The sequence below is a fragment of the Mycolicibacter sp. MU0083 genome (genome assembly GCF_963378075.1).
GTDB lineage: Bacteria > Actinomycetota > Actinomycetes > Mycobacteriales > Mycobacteriaceae > Mycobacterium > Mycobacterium kokjensenii.
Window position 1 is genome coordinate 310,698 of sequence record NZ_OY726394.1, and the last position, 17,510, is coordinate 328,207.

The 17,510-nt window shown below is 70.3% G+C and carries 19 protein-coding genes; 12 read left to right on the forward strand and 7 right to left on the reverse strand.

The features are described 5' to 3' along the window. Nucleotides 1–9: 9 nt before the first annotated feature. The 6 genes from RCP38_RS01470 to RCP38_RS01495 are packed head-to-tail and all read left to right on the forward strand — an operon-like array spanning nucleotide 10 to nucleotide 5,284. A complete protein-coding gene (locus RCP38_RS01470) occupies nucleotides 10–786 on the forward strand; it encodes an SDR family NAD(P)-dependent oxidoreductase (protein WP_308474932.1) in 777 nt (258 codons plus the stop codon). Next, nucleotides 773–1,321, forward strand: a complete 549-nt coding sequence (pyrE, locus tag RCP38_RS01475; protein WP_308474933.1) for an orotate phosphoribosyltransferase — start codon at nucleotides 773–775, stop codon at nucleotides 1,319–1,321. Before RCP38_RS01470 ends, pyrE begins: the two co-directional genes overlap by 14 nt. Nucleotides 1,322–1,329: 8 nt before the next feature. Then, nucleotides 1,330–2,235, forward strand: coding sequence for a hypothetical protein (locus RCP38_RS01480; RefSeq protein ID WP_308474934.1), 906 nt, complete (start codon nucleotides 1,330–1,332; stop codon nucleotides 2,233–2,235). Continuing rightward, a complete protein-coding gene (locus RCP38_RS01485; protein ID WP_308474935.1) occupies nucleotides 2,232–2,888 on the forward strand; it encodes a TrmH family RNA methyltransferase in 657 nt (218 codons plus the stop codon). The genes RCP38_RS01480 and RCP38_RS01485 overlap by 4 nt, the downstream gene beginning before the upstream one ends. Before the next feature lie 7 nt (nucleotides 2,889–2,895). Continuing rightward, the gene (locus RCP38_RS01490) at nucleotides 2,896–4,116 is read left to right on the forward strand and encodes an MFS transporter (protein WP_308474936.1); all 1,221 of its coding nucleotides are present in this window, start codon (nucleotides 2,896–2,898) and stop codon (nucleotides 4,114–4,116) included. Nucleotides 4,117–4,156: 40 nt separating this feature from the next. Next, the gene (locus RCP38_RS01495) at nucleotides 4,157–5,284 is read left to right on the forward strand and encodes a glycoside hydrolase family 76 protein (RefSeq protein ID WP_308474937.1); all 1,128 of its coding nucleotides are present in this window, start codon (nucleotides 4,157–4,159) and stop codon (nucleotides 5,282–5,284) included. Between the two features lie 38 nt (nucleotides 5,285–5,322). Here RCP38_RS01495 and RCP38_RS01500 read toward each other — a convergent pair whose 3' ends face one another. Beyond that, a complete protein-coding gene (locus tag RCP38_RS01500; RefSeq protein ID WP_308474938.1) occupies nucleotides 5,323–6,012 on the reverse strand; it encodes a DedA family protein in 690 nt (229 codons plus the stop codon). Nucleotides 6,013–6,097: 85 nt separating this feature from the next. Here RCP38_RS01500 and fbaA point away from each other — a divergent pair, with 85 nt between their 5' ends. Further along, nucleotides 6,098–7,132 carry a class II fructose-bisphosphate aldolase gene (gene fbaA, locus RCP38_RS01505; protein ID WP_308474940.1) on the forward strand — a complete coding sequence of 345 codons (1,035 nt, stop codon included), beginning with the start codon at nucleotides 6,098–6,100 and terminating at the stop codon, nucleotides 7,130–7,132. Between the two features lie 48 nt (nucleotides 7,133–7,180). Here fbaA and RCP38_RS01510 read toward each other — a convergent pair whose 3' ends face one another. The 4 genes from RCP38_RS01510 to RCP38_RS01525 form a co-directional block, all read right to left on the reverse strand. Then, a complete protein-coding gene (locus RCP38_RS01510; RefSeq protein ID WP_308474941.1) occupies nucleotides 7,181–7,948 on the reverse strand; it encodes an Rv0361 family membrane protein in 768 nt (255 codons plus the stop codon). 97 nt (nucleotides 7,949–8,045) lie between these two features. Continuing rightward, complete coding sequence (locus RCP38_RS01515; RefSeq protein WP_308474942.1) at nucleotides 8,046–8,933, reverse strand: cation diffusion facilitator family transporter; 888 nt, start codon at nucleotides 8,931–8,933, stop codon at nucleotides 8,046–8,048. A gap of 36 nt (nucleotides 8,934–8,969) precedes the next feature. Then, on the reverse strand, nucleotides 8,970–9,755 hold the full coding sequence (locus RCP38_RS01520; protein ID WP_308474944.1) for a site-2 protease family protein: 786 nt from the start codon (nucleotides 9,753–9,755) through the stop codon (nucleotides 8,970–8,972). Between the two features lie 9 nt (nucleotides 9,756–9,764). Beyond that, nucleotides 9,765–10,433 carry a peptidase M50 gene (locus tag RCP38_RS01525; protein WP_308474945.1) on the reverse strand — a complete coding sequence of 223 codons (669 nt, stop codon included), beginning with the start codon at nucleotides 10,431–10,433 and terminating at the stop codon, nucleotides 9,765–9,767. A 111-nt stretch (nucleotides 10,434–10,544) separates the two neighbouring features. On the opposite strand from RCP38_RS01525, the gene RCP38_RS01530 reads away from it, so the two are divergent. Both RCP38_RS01530 and RCP38_RS01535 read left to right on the forward strand, forming a co-directional pair. Further along, nucleotides 10,545–11,843, forward strand: coding sequence for an adenylosuccinate synthase (locus tag RCP38_RS01530; protein WP_308474947.1), 1,299 nt, complete (start codon nucleotides 10,545–10,547; stop codon nucleotides 11,841–11,843). Then, nucleotides 11,840–12,487: a PaaI family thioesterase gene (locus RCP38_RS01535; protein WP_308474949.1), complete on the forward strand. Its 648-nt coding sequence runs from the start codon at nucleotides 11,840–11,842 to the stop codon at nucleotides 12,485–12,487. The genes RCP38_RS01530 and RCP38_RS01535 overlap by 4 nt, the downstream gene beginning before the upstream one ends. Nucleotides 12,488–12,497: 10 nt before the next feature. Here the strand turns inward: RCP38_RS01535 and RCP38_RS01540 are convergent, their stop codons facing one another. Together RCP38_RS01540 and RCP38_RS01545 are read right to left on the reverse strand one after the other, a co-directional pair. Beyond that, nucleotides 12,498–12,863, reverse strand: a complete 366-nt coding sequence (locus RCP38_RS01540; protein ID WP_308474951.1) for a DoxX family protein — start codon at nucleotides 12,861–12,863, stop codon at nucleotides 12,498–12,500. A 41-nt stretch (nucleotides 12,864–12,904) separates the two neighbouring features. Next, nucleotides 12,905–14,506 (reverse strand): Na+/H+ antiporter, encoded by a 1,602-nt coding sequence (locus RCP38_RS01545; RefSeq protein WP_308474952.1) that lies wholly within the window; start codon nucleotides 14,504–14,506, stop codon nucleotides 12,905–12,907. 64 nt (nucleotides 14,507–14,570) lie between these two features. On the opposite strand from RCP38_RS01545, the gene purT reads away from it, so the two are divergent. The 3 genes from purT to RCP38_RS01560 are packed head-to-tail and all read left to right on the forward strand — an operon-like array spanning nucleotide 14,571 to nucleotide 17,510. Continuing rightward, nucleotides 14,571–15,836: a formate-dependent phosphoribosylglycinamide formyltransferase gene (gene purT, locus RCP38_RS01550; protein ID WP_373692537.1), complete on the forward strand. Its 1,266-nt coding sequence runs from the start codon at nucleotides 14,571–14,573 to the stop codon at nucleotides 15,834–15,836. Between the two features lie 43 nt (nucleotides 15,837–15,879). Next, entirely contained in the window at nucleotides 15,880–16,284 is a 405-nt protein-coding gene (locus RCP38_RS01555) for a rhodanese-like domain-containing protein (RefSeq protein WP_308474955.1), read from the forward strand. Further along, complete coding sequence (locus RCP38_RS01560) at nucleotides 16,281–17,510, forward strand: O-succinylhomoserine sulfhydrylase (protein WP_308474957.1); 1,230 nt, start codon at nucleotides 16,281–16,283, stop codon at nucleotides 17,508–17,510. Before RCP38_RS01555 ends, RCP38_RS01560 begins: the two co-directional genes overlap by 4 nt.

Sequence of the window (17,510 nt, forward strand, 5' to 3'; positions counted from 1 at the left end):
CTGTCCGTCATGTCGCGTCCTGTCGCCGTGGTCACCGGGCCCACCTCCGGGCTGGGCGCCGGCTACGCCCGCCGCTACGCCGCCGACGGCTACGACCTGGTCCTGGTCTCCCGCGATGTGCAGCGCCTGGAAGACCTCGCCGCCGAGTTGCGCGGCACCCACGGCGGGGATGTCGAGGTGCTGCCGGCCGATCTGGCCGACGCGCAGGGCCGCGCGGCGGTGGCCGAACGGTTGAGCGCCGGTGTGCGGGTCCTGGTCAACAACGCCGGATTCGGCACCAGCGGCGAATTCTGGACCGCCGACCCCGCGCTGCTGCAGTCCCAACTGGACGTCAACGTCACCGCGGTGATGCAACTGACCCGGGCCGCACTGCCGGCGATGATCGACGCGGGCGCGGGCACCGTGATCAACATCGCCAGCGTCGCCGGCCTGCTGTCCGGCCGCGGCTCCACCTACTCGGCGTCCAAGGCCTGGGTGGTGTCGTTCACCGAGGGGCTGGCCGGCGGGTTGCACGGCACCGGCGTCGGCATCCACGTGGTGTGCCCGGGCTACGTGCACACCGAATTCCACGAGCGCGCCGGTATCGACATGGGCACCCTGCCGTCGTTCCTGTGGATGGAGGTCGACGACGTGGTCGCGGCCAGCCTGGCCGACGTCGCCCGCGGCGAGGTGGTCAGCATCCCGGGTCTGCAGTACAAGGCATTGGCGGGATTCAGCCGCCTGATTCCGCGCGGGCTGTCGCGGACGCTGACCAACACTTTCGGGAGGGGCCGTGGCCGCACTTAACAACGACGACCGCAACGAACTGGCCGCGCTGGTGCGCGAACTGTCGGTGGTGCACGGCCGGGTCACGCTGTCGTCGGGAGCCGAAGCCGACTACTACGTCGACCTGCGTCGCTCCACCCTGCATCACCGTGCCGCCGCGCTGATCGGCCGGCTGGTCCGCGAACTGACCGACGACTGGGACTACGCCGCGGTCGGCGGATTGACCCTGGGCGCGGACCCGGTGGCGACCGCCGTCATGCACGCCCCGGGCCGCCCGATCGACGCGTTCGTGGTGCGTAAATCGGTGAAAACCCATGGCATGCAACGCCTGATCGAAGGCTTCGACGTTGCGGGCCAACAGGTTCTGGTGGTCGAGGACACCAGCACCACCGGTGGCTCGGCCCTGACCGCGGTGCGCGCGGTACGTGAGGCCGGCGGGCACGTCGTCGGGGTGGTCACCGTCGTCGACCGCGCCACCGGCGCCGCCGAAGCCATCGAAGCCGAAGGCGTGCCGTATCGCAGCGTGCTCGGATTGGCCGAGCTGGGCCTGGGCTGAGCCGAGTAGTGCGGAGACTGATCGCAGTACTCGCGGCGCTGATATTGGCCTGTGTCGCGGGCTGCTCGGGTTCTTCTCGACCCACCGGCCCGTACGGTGCCCAGAGCGCCCCGATGGATTCGGCGCAGTCCGTACTGGGCTGGGAGATCACGCTGTCCAACCTGCGCTGGGAAGTCGACCACATCCTGATCGACGTCCAGGCCCAGGTTTCCGACCCCGCCGATGGCGTGGCCCCGCACGCCGCCGCCGGTGATCTGCGATTCGGGGTCTACGGCACCCCCGCACGACCGGTGGAGGCCACCGGCCTGGGCAGCTGTAAACGGTTGGGGGAGTTGGTGCCACGGCCGCTGTCGGCCACCGAACCCGACCGGCTGGCCGGGACCGTGTGCATCGGCCCGCTCAAGGAACGCAGCGCGGTGCGCGGCATCTACCTCTACTCGCCCGCCGACCGGATCAAGGACACCACGGTGGCCTACGCGGCGGCGTTCCCGGTGGGTGTGGCACCGGTCAACCCCGGCGACACCGGCCTGCTGCTCACCACCCAGGGCGTGGCGGCCTACCGGGCCGACGGCGTACCGATGGCCCCGGCCGCGCTCGGCGACCCGAAGGCCTTCACCGGGACCGGCTACATGGTGCTGAGCCTGGCCGCCGACGCCGTCGCCGCGCAGTACCGCGACGACGCCGAAGCCCGCGGCGGGCCGCTCATGCTGATCGCCGGGCCCGCGACGCCGATGCCCGGACTGGGGGCGGACTGCCAGGCGTTCGGATCCTCGGTGCTGATCCTGCCGGAGGCGTCGCTGAACGCCGTGCACATCCCGACCTCGCTGTGTACGCACGGCGAGATCAACGCCGCGCTGCTCTACGCCTCGGTGTCGGTGGTGGGCACCCATGCCGCGGTGTGGACCACCTCGTGAACGCGCCCCCCGACGCTGCCGGCCCCACCGAGTGGTTCCCGCCGGCCAACGGCGTCGGGCCGTGGCCGGGCGAACCGCCGACCGATCCCCGCTACGACCCGGACCTGCTGCGCGACGGCGACGCCCGCAACGTCGTCGACGCCTACCGGTACTGGACCCGCGAGGCGATCGTCGCCGACATCGACCGCCGGCGGCACCGGTTGCACATCGCGATCGAGAACTTCGGGCACGACGCCAACATCGGCTCGGTGGTGCGCACCGCCAACGCGTTCGCCGTACACACCGTGCACATCGTGGGGCGGCGGCGCTGGAACCGGCGCGGCGCCATGGTCACCGACCGCTACCAGCACCTGGTGCATCACGAAACCGCCACGGAACTCCTGGAATTCGCCGCGCAGCACGGGTTGACGGTGGTCGCGGTGGACAACGTGGCCGGCGCGTCCCGGCTCGAGGAGACCGCGTTGCCGGCCGACTGCCTGCTGGTGCTGGGCAGTGAAGGCCTGGGCATCAGCGAACAGGCCCGCGCCGGAGCCGACCTGACGGTGTCCATCGCCCAGTTCGGTTCCACCCGCAGCATCAACGTCGGGGTGGCCGCCGGAATCGTCATGCACGCCTGGATCACTCGGCACGCGGACCTGCGGGACGCGTGGTGACCGGGCCGTGGCCGGCAGTACGTTCCGCTCGCTGAGGGTCTACAACTTCCGGCTCTGGTGGTTCGGGGCGCTGGTCTCCAGCGTCGGCGTCTGGATGCAGCGCACCGCCCAGGACTGGCTGGTGCTGACCGACCTCACCGAACACAGCGGGACCGCCGTCGGCGTCGTCATGGGACTGCAGTTCGGTCCCCAGCTCCTGCTGTTGCCCTGGACCGGCTACGCCGCAGACCGTTTCGACCGGCGCCGGCTGCTGATGGTCACCCAGGCGGCCTCGGGCGTGCTGGCACTGATCCTCGGGTTGTTGACGGTGAGCGGACACGTGCAGCTGTGGCACGTCTACCTGCTGGCGTTGCTGTCCGGCTGTGTCAGTGCCGTGGACATGCCCGCCCGCCAGACGTTCGTCTCCGATCTGGTCGGCGACGACGACCTGTCCAATGCGGTGGCGCTGAACTCCGCATCGATGAACGCCGCGAGGATGATCGGCCCGGCCGTCGCCGGCGTGCTGATCGCGGCGGTCGGAACGGGGTGGGCGTTCCTGATCAACGCGGCATCCTTCGCCGCGGTGCTGGCCTCGCTCGGGTTTCTGCGGGTGGCGCAGCTGCATCCCAACGCCCGCGCCGGCCCGGCCCGCGGCAACCTGGCCGAGGGACTGCGCTACGTGCGGGGCCGACCCGACCTGATGGTCATGCTCTGGATGGTGCTGCTGATCGGCACCTTCGGGCTCAACTTCCCGATCTTCATCTCCACCATGTCGGTCTCGGTCTTTCACGGCGGGTCCGACCAGTACGGGGTGCTGTCCTCGGTGATGGCGGTCGGGACGCTGACCGGGGCGCTGCTGGCCGCGGGATGGGAGCGGCCGAGCCTGCGGTTGCTGCCGATCAGCGCCGCCGGGCTGGGCGCCGGTTTCGTGGTGGCCGCGCTGGCCCCCAACACCTGGGTGTTCGGCGCCGGCCTGGTGGTGATCGGGGTGGCCACCCTGACCTTCACCAATGCGACCAGCAGCCTGATGCAGCTGACCACCGAACCGGTGATGCGCGGCCGGGTGATGGCGTTGCGGCTGGCGCTGGTGGTGGGCACCACGCCGATCGGGGCGCCGCTGGTCGGCTGGATCGCCGACGCGCTGAGCCCGCGGTGGGCGCTGGGTGTCGGGGCGCTGTCCGGGTTCGCCGCGGCAGCCGTGGCGCTGGCCTACCTGATGCGGCACCGGCGCCGGTCGGCTTCGCGGTAGTCGTGGGATGCCGCGGCCCGATGCGGCAGGATCGGACGGTATGGACCTCCTCTGGGCAAACCGAGCCGAAAGTGCCGAGGCCGCCGTCACCGCCAGGCACCTCAAGCCGCTGTGGCACCTGCCGGGCACCCAGCTGGGCGTGGTGGCCTGGCCGCCGATCCGGCGTGCCCCGCACTGGCACTACTGGTGGCAGGCGCACCTGCTGGACTGCCTGGTCGACGCCCAACTGCGGGACCCGCAACCCGAACGGGCGACCCGCATCAAACGGCAGATCCGCACCCACCGGCTCCGCAACGTCGGCCGCTGGACCAACGCCTACTACGACGACATGGCCTGGCTGGCGTTGGGGATCCAGCGCGCCTGCCGGGTCACCGGGATCGACCGGCACCGCGCCCTGAGAACCCTGACCGCCCAGCTCACCGACTCCTGGATGCACGAGGCCGGCGGCGGCATCCCCTGGCGCAAAGACGAACAGTTCACCGAGCCCTTCTTCAACGCCCCCGCCAACGGCCCGGCCGGGATCTTCCTGGCCCGCGAACCCGCCTGGCTGCCGCGCGCCCAGGCGATGGGCGACTGGATCGACGACACGCTGATCGACCCGGAGACCCACCTGGTGTTCGACGGCATCCGCGGCGGTTCGCTGGTGCGCGCCGAATACACCTACTGCCAGGGCGTGGTGCTGGGACTGGAGACCGAACTGGCGGCACGCACCGGCGTGCAGGACCGCCCGCGTCACGCCCACCGGGTACACCGGCTGGTGGCCGCGGTGGCCGAGCAGATGGCCCCCGGCGGGGTGCTCAAGGGCGCCGGCGGCGGGGATGGCGGGCTGTTCGCCGGGATCACCGCCCGCTACCTGGCGCTGGTCGCCACCGACCTGCCCGGGGAGTCCACCGCCGACGTGCAGGCCCGCGAGACCGCGGCCAAGCTGGTGTTGACGTCGGCGAAGTCCGCGTGGGACTACCGGCAGTCGGTCGACGGCCTACCGCTGTTCGGGCCGAACTGGGATCAGACCGCGCAACTGCCGCACGCCGACAGCGGTACGGCGCAGTTCATCGGTGGCGCGGTCAGCGAATCGGAGATCCCCGAACGCGACCTGTCGGTGCAGTTGAGCGGATGGATGCTGATGGAGGCCGCGCACGCCGTCGCCGCCGCCCAGACCGCCTGCTGATCTCTGCGCCCCGTTGAGACTGCGCTCTCCGGCGGGGTCTACTCGGAGTTCTGCGCCGTGAGTGCCGCGTCGACGTCGGCCGGGGGAGTGCGGCGACGCGCCAGGAAGGCCTTGCCCGCCGAGTAGAACGCCGGCAGCAGCGACACGAACAGAATCCCGAGGATGATCAGTTCCAGGTGGTCGGTGATACCGGGCACCTTGGTGCCCAGCAGATACCCCGTCAACGTCATCCCGGCACCCCACAGGATGCCGCCGACGATGTCGAACGCCAGGTAGACCGGGTAGCGCATGTAGGAGACCCCGGCGATCGCCGGGACGAAGGTCCGCGCGAACGGCACGAAGCGGGCCAGGATGATCGCCGCCGGCCCGTACTTCTCGAAGAACGCGTGCGAATCGGTCACATAGTGCTTCTTGAAGAAGCGGGAGTCTTCCTTCTTGAACAGCGCCGGCCCCAGCCGGCGGCCGATGAAGTAGCCGGTCTGGTCGCCCAGCACCGCCACCACGGCCACCGCCGGCGCCAGCACCCAGATGTCGGGGTTGCCGGCGGCGGCCAGCAGCCCGCCGGTGACCAACAGGGATTCCCCGGGCAGCAGCGGAAACAGCAGACCCGTTTCGATGAAGACGATCACCAGAATGGCCGGCAGTACCGCGTGCTCGAATACGCCGCCCTGCCCGATCCAGTACATCGGGTCCAAGATGTGGGGCATCGCCGCCACCGTCATGCTCATGAGGCCCCAACATACCGGTGTCGTGGGCAAATAACCGTTGGGGATACTGGGAGGACACAGTCTGCACCCAGGAGGAGAGAGTTCCATGCCCATCGCCACCCCCGAGGTCTACGCCGAGATGCTGGGCCGCGCCAAGGAGAACTCCTACGCATTCCCGGCGATCAACTGCACGTCGTCGGAGACCATCAACGCCGCGATCAAGGGTTTCGCCGACGCCGGCAGTGACGGCATCATCCAGTTCTCCACCGGCGGCGCGGAATTCGGCTCCGGCCTGGGTGTCAAGGACATGGTCACCGGTGCGGTGGCGCTGGCCGAGTTCGCCCACGTGATCGCCGCCAAGTACTCGATCAACGTCGCGCTGCACACCGACCACTGCCCCAAGGACAAACTGGACGGCTTCGTGCGCCCGCTGCTGGCGATCTCCGCGGACCGGGTCAAGGCCGGCCAGAACCCGCTGTTCCAGTCGCACATGTGGGACGGCTCGGCGGTGCCGATCGACGAGAACCTGTCGATCGCCCAGGAGCTGCTGGCCGCCTCGGTGGCCGCCAAGATCATCCTCGAGGTGGAGATCGGCGTCGTCGGCGGTGAAGAGGACGGCGTGGAAGCCGAGATCAACGAGAAGCTCTACACCACCCCGGAAGACTTCGAGAAGACCGTCGCCGCCCTGGGTGCCGGGGACAAGGGCCAGTACCTGCTGGCCGCCACCTTCGGCAACGTGCACGGCGTCTACAAGCCGGGCAACGTGGTGCTGCGCCCCGACATCCTGGCCGAGGGACAGAAGGTCGCGTCGGCCAAGCTGGGCCTGGCCGAGGGTTCCAAGCCGTTCGACTTCGTCTTCCACGGCGGCTCGGGCTCGCTGAAGTCCGAGATCGAGGAGGCGCTGCGCTACGGGGTGGTGAAGATGAACGTCGACACCGACACCCAGTACGCGTTCACCCGCCCGGTCGCCGGCCACATGTTCAGCAACTACGACGGCGTGCTCAAGGTCGACGGCGAGGTCGGCAACAAGAAGACCTACGACCCGCGCAGCTACCTCAAGAAGGCCGAGGCGTCGATGACCGAGCGGGTCATCGAGGCGTGCAACGACCTGCACAGTGCGGGCAAGAGCCTGGCGCTCTGACCGAAACCACCGACGGACAGCCCTCGCATCGCGGGGGCTGTCCGCGTTTCAGCCGCCGTGGGACTGGCAGATCTTCCACTGGTTGTCGCGGAACTGCAGGTCGATGCTGCGGGTCGAGCGGACCCGCGGTTCGTAGGCCATGAACGCGGTGACGTTGGCCTCGGCGTGGCCGTCGTTGACCACGACCTCGTCGATGCTGGCGACCACCGGATACTGCTTGGCCTCCGAGATCCGTCGGTAGGTGTCGTCCCAGACCTTCTGGTCGTAGTTGACGTAGCGGTCGCGGAAGTCCCCGCAGGTGAGGCTGCGCAACGTGGCCAGGTCACCCTTCTGGGTGGCGAGGTCGAAGTTCGCGATGGTGTCGCGGACGTGCTCCTCCTGGGAGGCGGCCTCCCGGGTATCGCGGGTCAGCCACAAGGTGGCCAGCACCGCGATGGTCGCCAGTGCCAGGACGATCAGGACGATCGCCATCACCCAACCCCAGCGGCGGGACTCCCGGATCGGCGCCGGGCCGCCGCTGCGGGCCGGAATCTGTTGTGGGATCGCCTTTCCCGAGTCGTCGCCCGACGTGGTGATCAGTTCGGTGTTCTGGTCGCCCACCGTCGGGATGACCACCGTCTGACCGGCGTCGAATCCCGGCGCGGTGAACCGGCGTTCCGGGGACCCGTCGGCGCCGGGTTCGTCGGCGGGGACGTCGGTGGTGATCACCTCGGTGACCGCTTCGGTGTCGGCCGTCTCGGCGGCGTCGGAAATCGCGGTGGTCGAGGTGTCTTCTTCGGTCGGCTCGGTGCTGTCAGGTTCCGGTGGGTTCGTCATGAGCGGCTATTCCTCCGGCTGGTTGGATCGGCTGACGCTAATGGGCAGCTTACTGACCGAACCTGGCGGTTCCCGTCAGCGCGTGCCGGGTAGGGCCTCAGCGTTCGAGTGGACAACCACCGCCCTGCCCGGCGGGTTCCACCTGCACGGTGGCGTGGGTCAGGCCGCGGGCCGCCAGCACGGCCCGCGCGGCGCTCAGCACCCGGCCGGCGTCGGCGTCGGTACCCAGGTGGGCGGTGGCCATGTCCTGGCCGGGCACCAGAGTCCAGACATGCAGGTCGTGTACGTCGGTGACGCCGTCGACGGCCGCCAACGCCGCACGCAGTTCATCGACGTCGATATGGCTCGGTGACGCCTCGGACAGGATGCGCAGGGCGTCGCGGGCCAGGGCGAACGCCCGGGGCAGTACCCACAGGGCGACGAAGACCGCGACCACCACGTCGGCGTAGGGCCAGTCGGTGGTGACCGTGACGATGCCCGCGATCAGCACCGCGACGTTGCCGACGGTGTCGGCGACCACCTCCAGGTAGGCGCCGCGCACCGCCAGGCTGTGCTCCGAGTGCGACCGCAGCAGCCCGATGACCACGGCGTTGACCGCCACCCCCGCCAATGCGACGACGATCAGCGGCATGCCGGGCACATCCGGTGCGGTGCCGATGCGGCGGATCGCCTCGGTCGCGATGAACGTCGCGACGCCGATCAGCAACACCGCGTTGGCGACCGCGGTGAACACCTCGGCGCGGTGCCAGCCGTAGGTCCGCGACGGCGACGTGCTGCCGCGTCGGGTCAGCACCACCGCCGTCACCCCCATGAACAGCGCGGCCAGGTCGGTGAGCAGATGCCCGGCGTCGGCCAGCAGGGCGATCGAGTTGATGGCGATGGCGGTGGCGAGTTCGATGCCGAAGAACGTGGTCAGGATCGCGGCGGCGACCACCATGCGGGACAGCCGGCTGTCGGTATGACGGTGTTGGTGACCGGCGCCCATGGAAGGTGAATATAGGTCGCCGGCACCGGTGCCGGGTCAGAACCAAGAGCTCCAGAACTGGGTCAGGTGCAGACCCACCGCCACCAGCTCACGCGGCACGCCGAACAGATCGAAGACCCACAGCACCAGCCCGAAGAACTTCTGGTTCACCGCCGGCGACGCGATCAGCAGGGCCATCAGCACGAGCAGTCCGTAGGGCTGGAACGGCGCCACCGCGCGTCGGGTGGCCGGGCTCAGATGCGGCTCCAGCGCCCCGAAACCGTCCAGCCCCGGCACCGGCAGCAGGTTCAGCACCAGCGCGGTGATCTGCAGGAAGCCCAGAAACGCCACCGCCGACCAGAACACCGGATGCCGCGGGTCGTGCAGCGCCCAGGCGCCCCCGAGCAGCACGATCGCCAACACCAGGTTGGCCGCCGGGCCCGCCAGGCTGACCAGGGTGCGCCGGCGCGGGGGCATCGACGACGTCTGCACGAACACCGCCCCGCCGGGCAGCCCGATACCGCCGAGCGCGATGAACAGCAGTGGCAGCAGCAGAGACAGCCCCGGGTGGGTGTAGCGCAGCGGGTTGAGGGTCAGGTAGCCGCGCATCGCGACGCCGCGGTCGCCGAAGCGCCAGGCGGTGTAGGCGTGCCCGAACTCGTGCAGGCACAGCGAGACGAGCCAGCCGGCGATCACGAACACGAACACCCCGGCGTAGGCCAGCGGACGGATCGCGGTGCCTGCCGACCAGGCCAGCACGCCGCCGAGTGCGGTCACCGCGACCAACGCCAGAAAGACCGGGCTGGGCCGGACCGCTTGGCCCCGCAGGGGGTGCACGTTCACCCGACGAACCTATCGGACCAGCAGCCAGTCCTCGATGTGGCGATAGAACGTGGAGCGCTTCACCGTCCGGGTGCCGAATCTCCCGTCGCGCACCACCAGTGCACCCGTCGTGCCCAGTTGCGCCGCCCGGCCCGTCACCCAGCGTCGTACCCGGCCGCACCTCCGCGGAACCCCGGCGCGCAACCCCGGCGGCACCCCGATCGGCTCGATCAGCACTTCGGCCACGTCGCCGTCGAACACGGTGTCGTCGTCGACGACTCCCTCGCCGCGCAGCAGCGCCGTACCGTCCACCGGCAGCCACCGGCCCACCCCCACCAGCGCGGTGCCGGCGTCGTCGCGGATCAGCGGTACCGGGCCGGCAGCACCCCGGCGGGCCCGCCGCGCCGCGCGCCGGCCGGCCGGCAGCCCGTAGGCGCGGGTGGCCGGGGTACGCCGCGACGGCACGTAGCCCACCTCGACGTCGAGGCGGTCGGCGCGCAGCATCCGGGTCAGCACCTGCGCCAGATCCGGGTCGGCTCCCACCACCAGCACCCGGCCGTAGCGGTCCAGGGCGGCGTCGATGTCAGCGGTGCCCCTATCGGCTGTGACCTGCACCGATGGCAGGTCCCGCAGGGCGCGGGGCAGGGTCCGCCCGGCGCACAGCAGCACGACGGTTTCCGGGGGTGTCTCAGCGGGCATCAGCGGCTCTCCGGGCCGTTAGTGGCGTTCAACACGCTCCTTGTGAATCGCTTCGGATAGGCTCATTCCCCGGCTGGACCACAGTAAGCCAAGACAGTTAGCGAGAAATCCATGCCGGCAATCGTCGTCATCGGCGCCCAATGGGGTGACGAGGGCAAAGGGAAAGCCACCGACCTACTCGGCGAACGAGTTCAGTGGGTGGTGCGCTACCAGGGCGGCAACAATGCCGGCCACACGGTCGTTCTCCCCACCGGGGAGAACTTCGCGTTGCACCTGATCCCGTCCGGGGTGCTGTCGCCACACGTCACCAACGTCATCGGCAACGGTGTGGTGGTCGATCCGGGTGTGCTGCTCACCGAGCTGGACGGGCTGGAACGCCGGGACGTGGACACCTCGCGGCTGCTGATCTCCGCCGACGCCCACCTGTTGATGCCGTACCACGTGGCCATCGACAAGGTGACCGAGCGCTACATGGGCTCCAAGAAGATCGGCACCACCGGTCGCGGCATCGGGCCCTGCTACCAGGACAAGATCGCCCGGATCGGCATCCGGGTCGCCGACGTGCTCGACGAGGAGTCGCTGGCGAACAAGATCGAGGCCGCCCTGGAGTTCAAGAACCAGGTGCTGGTCAAGATCTACAACCGCAAGGCCCTGGAACCGCAGCAGGTCCTCGAGGACCTGCTCGAGCAGGCCGAGGGCTTCAAGCACCGCATCGCCGACACCGCGCTGCTGCTGGGCGGCGCACTGGACCGCGGCGAGAACGTGCTGCTGGAAGGCTCCCAGGGCACTCTGCTCGACGTCGACCACGGCACCTACCCGTATGTGACGTCGTCCAACCCGACCGCCGGCGGTGCCGCGGTGGGCTCCGGTGTGGGCCCGACCCGCATCACCACCGTGCTGGGCATCCTCAAGGCCTACACCACCCGGGTCGGCTCGGGCCCGTTCCCCACCGAGTTGTTCGACGCCAGCGGCGAGTACCTGTCCAAGGCCGGCGGCGAGGTCGGGGTGACCACCGGCCGGCAGCGCCGCTGCGGCTGGTTCGACGCGGTGATCGCCCGCTACGCCACCCGGGTCAACGGCATCACCGACTACTTCCTGACCAAACTCGACGTGCTCTCCAGCCTGGAGACCGTGCCGGTCTGCGTCGGCTACCGCATCGACGGCAAACGCACCGACGAACTGCCGATGACGCAGGAGGAGTTCGCGCGCGCCGAACCGGTCTACGAAGAACTGCCGGGCTGGTGGGAGGACATCTCAGGTGCCCGCACGTTCGAGGAGCTGCCCGCCAACGCGCGGGACTACGTCTCCCGGGTGGAGGAGATCGCCGGCGCGCAGATCTCCTGCATCGGCGTCGGCCCCGGCCGGGAGCAGACCATCGTGCGCCGTGACGTCGTCGGGAACCCCGCGTGAGCGAGCAGACGCCCGCCGACGAATCAGCCCTGGACCCCGACTACGCCAGTCACGGCGGGTTCCCCGACTACGCGGTCGTGGAACCCAGCCCCGGATTCGCCCGGTTCGTCACCACCATGCGGCGGGTGCTGGACCTGTCGGTGTCCAGCGACCCCGCCGACGACACCTGGGAGACCGCCGCCGACCGCGCCGAACAACTGGTGGCGCTGCTGGAGAACGATCAGGCCCCCGAGGGCGTCGCCCCGGCCGGCCGGGCGCCGTCGCTGCCGGGCATGGGCAGCCTGATGCTGCCGCCGTGGCAGATCACCCGGTTCGAACCCGACGGCGTGACCATGACCGGATCGTTCAGCCGGTTCCACGTCGGCGGCAACTCCGCGGTGCACGGCGGGGTGCTGCCGCTGCTGTTCGACTGGATGTTCGGGATGGTGGTGCACGCCGCCAACCGCCCGATCAGCCGGACCGCGTTCCTGCACGTGGACTACCGCAACGTCACCCCGATCAACACCCCGCTGGTGGTCAACGCCCGGATCGAGAAGTCCGAGGGCCGCAAGGCGTTCATCGGCGCCGAGCTCACCGACACCGAGGGCACCCTGCTGGCCGAGGCGCAGGGGCTGATGGTGCGCCTGCTGCCGGGCCAGCCCTGAGCCGCAAGTCCTAATCGGCTCCGTACCGGCGCGGTCCCCGTAGCGTCAGCGCCGCGAACAACGCCAGGAACGCCGCGGCCGGTGCACTGTTGGCGATGCTGTCCCGGACCCGGATGTGCGCGCCGACGGCCAGTACGAAATACAGCGTCAGCGCCGCGGTGGTCAGCCGGGCCAAGCCCGGGAACCGGTGCGCCGACAACAGGCCGACGGCCGACGCCGCCTTGACGGCCGGCAGCACCGGCCGAACCCGTTGCGGGCACTCGACGGTGTCGAGAGCCTTGGCGATGTAGGGCACCGGGATGGCACACAGCACCGCGTCGACGGCCTGGAAGGCGGCCAGGCCGGTGTAGGTCTTCGGTGAATCCAGCACGCTCATGGCACCCACTGTAGGCGCGGCCTCGCGGTGGGAACCGGGCCTCAGTCCAGGTTCAGCGACGCCTCTTCCAGATCCAGCCCGTGCAGCAAGCGGCGCAGCACCTGATCGTCGATGCGGCCGTGATCGCGCTCGGCGATCAGCGCCGCGCGTTCGGCGGCCAGCGTCTCCAGGCGCAGCCGGCGAAACGCGGCGGCGGCGGTCTCGTCGCTGTCGGCTTCGGCGTCGGGATCCAAGCGGCGCAGCCGTTCCCGGGCCGCGTTGCGCCGCCGGGTGTTCCAGCTGCGCAGTGCCTCGGCGGCGCGCTCGCTGGCCGGGGACGGCTCGGTGGCGGCCAGCACCTCGTCGAGTCGCTCGGCGGCGGCCAGCGCCGCCTTGTCCTGCGCGGATGTCGCGGCGATCGCGTCGGTGCGGTCCTGGTCGGTGGGCAGGCCCAACCGGCGGATCAGCCACGGCAGGGTCAACCCGTGCAGCAGCAGCGTGCCGACCACCACCACGAAGGTCAGGAAGACCAGCTGCGGGCGGCCCGGGAACGGTTCCCCCGACAGCGTCGTCAGCGGCACCGCGAATGCCGCCGCCAGCGACACCACCCCGCGCATCCCGGCCCAGGCCAGCACGAACACCTGCGCGGGCGTGGGCGCGGGCTCGGTCCGGCGGATCTTCGCCGACAGCAGCCGCGGCGCGAAGGCGAACGTCGCCACCCACACCCCGCGCACCGCGAGCAGCGTCGCGAACACCGCCAGCGATGCGACGGCCAGCGTGGCGAAGCGCACCCCGTGCAGGTTCGTCACCACCGCCGGCAGTTGCAACCCGATCAGCAGGAACGCCAGCGATTCCAGCACCAACTGCACCGCGCGCCAGACCGCTTGGTCCTGCATCCGGGTGGCGTAGTGCGCGCGGGTGAAGCGCTGCCCCAGGATCAGGGCGGCCACCACCACCGCGAGCACCCCGGAGCCGTGGACCTCCTCGGCCACCAGGTAGATCACGAACGGCGCCAGCAGGCCGACCGCACTCTCCACCACCGGATCGGTCAACCGGGCCCGGATGGTGACGATGACGGCCCCGAACGCCACCCCCACCGCCACCCCGCCGACTGCGGCCAGTACGAAGGTCACCAGGCCCATGCCCCAGCCGGTCGCCACGCCGATCGCCGCCGCCAACGACACCTTGTACACCGTCAGCGCGGTGGCGTCGTTGAGCAGGCTCTCGCCGCTGAGCAGCGTCATGATCCGCCGCGGCAACCCGACCCGACGGCCGATCGCGGTGGCCGACACCGCATCCGGCGGGGCCACGATCGCCCCGAGCGTCAGCGCGGCCGCCAGGGTCAGTTCCGGCACCGTGTAATAGGCGACCGCGCCGACCGCGACCGTGGTGGCCAGCGGGAGGCCGACCGCCAACAGCATGATCGGGCGCTTGTTGCGCCGCAGGCTGATCACCGAGCTCTCCAGTCCGGCCGACCACAGCAGCGGCGGCAGGATCACGAACAGCACCAGTTCCGGGCGCATCCTGATCTCCGGCACCGCCGGGATCAGCCCCACCAGCAGGCCGGCGATCACCAGCACCAGGGGGGCGGACAGTTTCCGGTGCCGGGCGATGGCTGCGATCAGCACTGCCGCCACCAGCGGGCCCAGCAGGGTGGTGCTCACCGTCGTTGAACCTCCGTTCAGATTTCGCCTTTATCCTTGAGCAGCATGCAACATAGCGGTGGCGCTGGAGGATGAGGCGGTGAACGGCCAGGTGGCGGAGTCGGTTACCGAGCAACTGTCCGGCAACGGACCCAGCCGCACGCGGGTCGCGCTGCTGGGCTCGGGGGATTTCAGTCGGGAGCTGGTCGGCGCGCTGCAGCGGCTGGGCGCCGAGGTGATCGCCGTGGACCGCTACGCCGACACCGGATTGGACGGGATCGTCGACCGTTCGGCGGTGGTCGACCTCAGCGACCGCGATGAGCTGGCCGCGGCCATCGGCTGGCTGCAACCGAGGTTCGTGGTGGTCGCCTCCGACACCGTGGCCACCGATGCCCTCAGTGATGCCGTCGAAACCGGGGTCACCACGGTGGTACCCGGAATCCGCGGCGCCCGGTTGGCCGCCGATGCCGAAGCGATGCGCCGGCTGGCGTCCGACGAACTCGGTCTGCCCACCGCGCCGTTCTGGTTCGCCGGGTCGCTCGAGGAACTCCGTTCGGTAGCCGAGCACGGCGGCTATCCGATGTCGGTCAAACCGGTGCGGGGCCTGCTCGGTGAGGGCCGGTCGGTGATGATCCGCGACAGCGACATCGAACCCGCCTGGCGGCGTGCGGTGACGTCGAACGCGGCCGGTGTCACGCCCCGGGTGCTGGCCGAGACGGTGGTGGACTTCGACAGTGAGGTCACGCTGCTGGCCGTCCACCGTGACGGCCCGGCCGGGCCGGCGCTGGATTTCTGCGCACCGATCGGGCATCGCAGCATCGAAGGACCGAATGGCCAACTGACCCGGGAGTTTTGGCAACCGCACCCGATGAGTCGGGTGGCGCTGGATGCGGCCCGGTCGATCGCGGCCCGGGTGGCGCGGGCACTCGGCGGCCGCGGCATGTTCGGGGTCGAACTGCTGGTGCACGGCGACGAGGTGTATTTCGCCGGGGTCGACGTGCGCCCGTACGACGCCACCCTGTTGACGACGCGCACCCAGCGGCTCTCCGGTTTCGAGTTGCAGGCGCGCGGGATCCTGGGCCTGGCCACCGACCCCCTGATGGTCTCGCCCGGTGCCGCCCGACTGATCTACTCCCGCCCCGGCGCACGCGCCACCGACCCCAAACCGGACAGTGCCGACGCCGTGGCCGAAGCGCTGGGCGTGGCCGAAAGCGACGTGGTGCTGTTCGGCCGCCACGAGGGCCATCCCCGCCGGCGGTTGGGCCTGGCGCTGGCCACCGGCCCGGATGTGACCGTCGCCCGGGACCGGGCCGAGCAGGTGGCCGCGGCGCTGGGCAGGATCTGGCCGTGACCCCCCATGGCGTGCGGCGGGTTCAGGTGCAAGACTTCCGCAGGTGAGCTACGCGGGCGACATCACACCGGAACAGGCCTGGGAGATCTTGCGGGACAACCCGGCGGCGACGCTCATCGACGTGCGCACCGACGCCGAATGGCGGTTCGTCGGCCTGCCGGACGTGTCCGGGCTGGGGCGTGACCTGGTCTGCGTGGAATGGGTGCACTCCGACGGAACCCCCAACCACGACTTCGCCCGTGAACTGGCGGCCCGGGTGACCCGGGGTCCGGCGATCTTCTTGTGCCGCTCCGGAAATCGCTCCATTCCCGCGGCCGAGACCGGGGAATCCCTCGGGTTGACCCCGTCCTACAACGTCCTCGACGGTTTCGAGGGCCAGCTCGACGAGCAGTCCCACCGCGGGCGCGGCGGCTGGCGGGCCGTCGGCCTGCCGTGGACCCAGTCATGAGCCGACCGGATCCGTCCCGCTCGGTCCGGACCCCGAAACCGTTGCCGGACGGTGTCGGTGCGGCCACCCTCGGGGTGCGCGGCGGACTGCTGCGCTCGGGGTTCGACGAGACCGCCGAGGCGGTCTTCCTCAACTCCGGTTACGTCTACGAGTCCGCCGCCGCGGCCGAGCGGGCGTTCACCGGCGAGGACGACCGGTTCGTCTACTCGCGCTACGGCAATCCGACGGTGGCGATGTTCGAGGAGCGGCTGCGGCTGATCGAGGGTGCCCCGGCGGCGTTCGCGACCGCGAGCGGGATGGCGGCGGTGTTCGTCGCGCTCGGCGCGTTGCTGAAGGCCGGCGACCGGCTGGTGGCCGCGCGCAGCCTGTTCGGGTCCTGCTTCGTGATCTGCAACGAGATCCTGCCCCGCTGGGGTGTGCAGACCGTCTTCGTCGACGGCGACGACCCGGCCCAGTGGGAGCAGGCGCTGTCGGTCCCCACCGCCGCGGTGTTCTTCGAGACGCCGTCGAATCCGATGCAGTCGCTGGTCGACATCGCCGCGGTCACCGCGCTGGCCCATGACGCCGGCGCGAAAGTGGTGCTGGACAATGTGTTCGCGACGCCGCTACTGCAGCAGGGGTTCCCGCTCGGCGTGGACGTGGTGGTGTATTCCGGCACCAAACACATCGATGGGCAGGGCCGTGTCCTGGGCGGGGCGATCCTGGGCGATCGGGACTACATCGACGGTCCGGTGCAGACGCTGATGCGGCACACCGGGCCCGCGCTGAGCGCCTTCAACGCGTGGGTATTGCTCAAAGGTCTTGAGACACTGTCGGTTCGGGTCAACCATGCCAACGCCGCGGCGCTGCGGATCGCGGAGTTCCTGGCGCAGCATCCGGGAGTGCGGTGGGTCCGTTACCCGTTCCTGCCGTCGCATCCGCAATACGACCTGGCGCGCCGGCAGATGTCCGGCGGCGGCACCGTCATCACCTTCGAGCTGGAGGCAGCCCGAAGCGCTTCCAAGCAAAGGGCTTTCGAGTTACTGGATGCCCTGCAACTGATCGACATCTCCAACAACCTCGGTGATGCCAAGTCGTTGATCACCCATCCGGCGACCACCACCCACCGGGCGATGGGCCCGGACGGGCGCGCCGCGATCGGGCTCGGCGACGGGGTGGTGCGCATCTCGGTCGGACTGGAGGACGCCGACGACCTGATCGCCGATCTGGAACAGGCGCTGGGATAG